Origin of the sequence: Roseospirillum parvum, assembly GCF_900100455.1 — a bacterium.
Taxonomy (GTDB): Bacteria; Pseudomonadota; Alphaproteobacteria; order Rhodospirillales; family Rhodospirillaceae; genus Roseospirillum; species Roseospirillum parvum.
On the sequence record NZ_FNCV01000018.1, the window covers coordinates 9,949 to 12,323 of the forward strand.

The window sequence follows — 2,375 nt, forward strand, 5'->3', positions numbered from 1 at the left end:
AACTGATCGAGGGCGCCCAGCACCTGGTCGCGGGTGGCCAGCACCTCGGCGCTGGAGTCGTAGCCGACCCGGGTGGCCAGGGCGGCCGCCTCGACCGCCACCGCCGCAGACCACAGATCGGCCAGGGCCCGACGGTTGGTGCCCTGCACGGCGCGGCTGGGCGTGGTCGCCGCCGGACTGGCCCAGCGTCCGGCGGTGATCTCGCCACCGAACAGCCCGTCCAGGCCGAGCAGGCCCAACAGGTCGGGGTCGAGCGACAGGCTCAGCAGCTGCCGCACCGTACCCACCAGGGCCCGCAGCCGACCCAGCGGCGCCAGGCCGAGCAGGGCGTCGGCGAGGTCGCCCAAGGTGTCGCCGGGCAGGGAGAGCAGGCCGAGGGCCCGCCGGCGCAGATCGAGGGCCGCGTCGGCCAGGGCCTGGGCGGCCGCCAGCCCGTCGGTCAGCGGGGCCAGGGCGGCGTCCACCCGATCGGTCAGGTCGCCCAGCAGATCAGCCGAGTCCTCGACCACCCACCCCGGCTGATCGGCCACCGTGAAGCTGCCTTGAAAGGCCTCTGACAGGGCCGTGAGGGTGCTCTCGCGGGCCGCCTCGACGGTGGCCGCGTGATCGATCGCCGCCACCGGCCGGGCGGCGGCCGCGTCGTCGGCCGCGAACTCCAGCTGGAAGGCGCTGACCCCACCCTCGCGCGTGGTGTGGCGCTGCGACCAGTCGAGGCAGACCACGCGCACCGACCCCAGCCAGGGATGCACCAGGGTGCCGGCTTCGGGCGCCTTCAGGGCCTCGCGCAGGCGCCGGGCCTGGTCCAGGTGGTCGGGGCCGATCAGGTAGGCGGTCAGCCGCACCTTGAGGGGGTGCAGGGGCAGCGCCTCGTGGGCCGCCCCGTCGGCCCCGGCGCTCTCGTGGGCGACCCAGCGGCGCGGCTCCGTATCGGTGGCCTCGTCGTACTCGAAGGGCACGCCCTTGAACGCCGCCGGCCGCAGTTGATCGCGCCAGCTCATGGCGATACCCTTTCCGGGTGTGCGGGGAGGGAACGCTGATGTGGCGCGCGAGACGATGGGTGGCCGCCCTGGCCCTGGTGGCCCTGGTCGGGTGTGGGGATGACGAGGCCGACATCACCTTCCACGCACCCGAGACCCTTCAGGGGCGGGACTTGGAGATCGCCACCCAGGCTGCCCTGACCTTCTTCGAGGTGTGTCCCAACCTGGGCAAGTGGTGGTCGTCGGTGGCGGAGGCCAGCCTGTACACCGCAGAGGGCGATGAAATCCCCCTCTACCGCGAGCGGGACTATGGCTGGCGCGCCGAGGTCCGATTGCGCATCACCCTGCGGGATGACCGGGACCGACTGACATACGGTGTCCTGGGCACCAAACACGTGACGGGCTACCCGCCGACGGGCCATACCCTCTACTACAACCTGGGGGGCGGCGCTCGGCCGGGGGTCGTGGCCGTCAAGACCGTGAGTCAGGCGGTCTGCGGGTGGCCCGTCCAGGACAGCGACCTGCACATCCCCCTCCAGAAGCTGGCGCTGGTTGACCAACTGGCGCATCAGTAGGCGCCCCCGCGCATGGTCTGCCCGGTGTCGACGGAGATGTGCATGCCGTCGGCACGCAAACTCTCGACCTGCACCGGCTGATCCGCCAGGACGCGCATCGTGAGTTCTCCCTCCGGCGCCTTTTCCTTCTTCTCGGTGGCCTCGCCGATCAGGCGGCCCAGCCAGTCGCCGCTCAGCGACCCCAGGATGCCGCCGAGGACGCCGCCGATGGCCGTTCCCACGCCCGGCACGATGCTGCCGACGGCGGCGCCGGCCGCCGCGCCGCCCAGGCCACCGCCGAGGCCACCGACGGCACCGCCCACCCCGGCCGCGTCGCCGGCGCCCAGGGCCATCGCCGCTTCCGTGCCGTAGAGCACCCAGCCGAGGCCCGGCACCCGGCGTCCCACGGACCGGCCGGCCCGGGTCAGGGGCGCGCTGACCCGACGCCCGGTGCGCGCCAGCCCGCCGGCCACCCCGCGCGCCCGCTCGCCAACGCCTTGCAACCGGCGGCGCCAGGCCCGGCCCCGCGCCCCCGAGGCGCGGGCCGCGTCGACGGCCGTGCCGGCGCTCCCCAGCGCCCGGCCTCTGACGCCGGCCCGCCCCCGACCGCGCCCGGCCGGCCCGCCGGCCCCACCCATGCCCATGCCGGGCGGCCAATTGGTCACCAGCACGGGGGTCGGCGCCAGGCCGCCGGCCGCGCCCACCCCGGCGCCGACGCCGCGCGACATGCGCCGCAACGACCGGGCCGAGCTGATCGCCGCCATGGTCCGCATCGCCTTGGCCGCCAGCACCAGCCCACCGACGCCGGCCGCCCCCCACACCAGGGCCTCCATGACGGCGCGAA

General features: G+C 75.0%; 2 protein-coding genes and 1 pseudogene. 1 reads left to right on the forward strand and 2 read right to left on the reverse strand.

Translation table 11 applies throughout. The features are described from left to right. Nucleotides 1-998 (reverse strand): DNA circularization N-terminal domain-containing protein (locus BLR95_RS14805; protein WP_092621942.1); only part of this gene is annotated, 998 nt, incomplete at its 3' end. 59 nt (nt 999-1,057) lie between these two features. On the opposite strand from BLR95_RS14805, the gene BLR95_RS14810 reads away from it, so the two are divergent. Beyond that, nucleotides 1,058-1,552, forward strand: a complete 495-nt coding sequence (locus BLR95_RS14810) for a hypothetical protein (protein ID WP_092621944.1) — start codon at nt 1,058-1,060, stop codon at nt 1,550-1,552. On the opposite strand, the pseudogene BLR95_RS14815 reads toward BLR95_RS14810, so the two are convergent. Beyond that, nucleotides 1,546-2,375 (reverse strand): annotated as a pseudogene (locus BLR95_RS14815) (hypothetical protein); the annotation flags it as partial. The gene BLR95_RS14810 and the pseudogene BLR95_RS14815 overlap by 7 nt on opposite strands.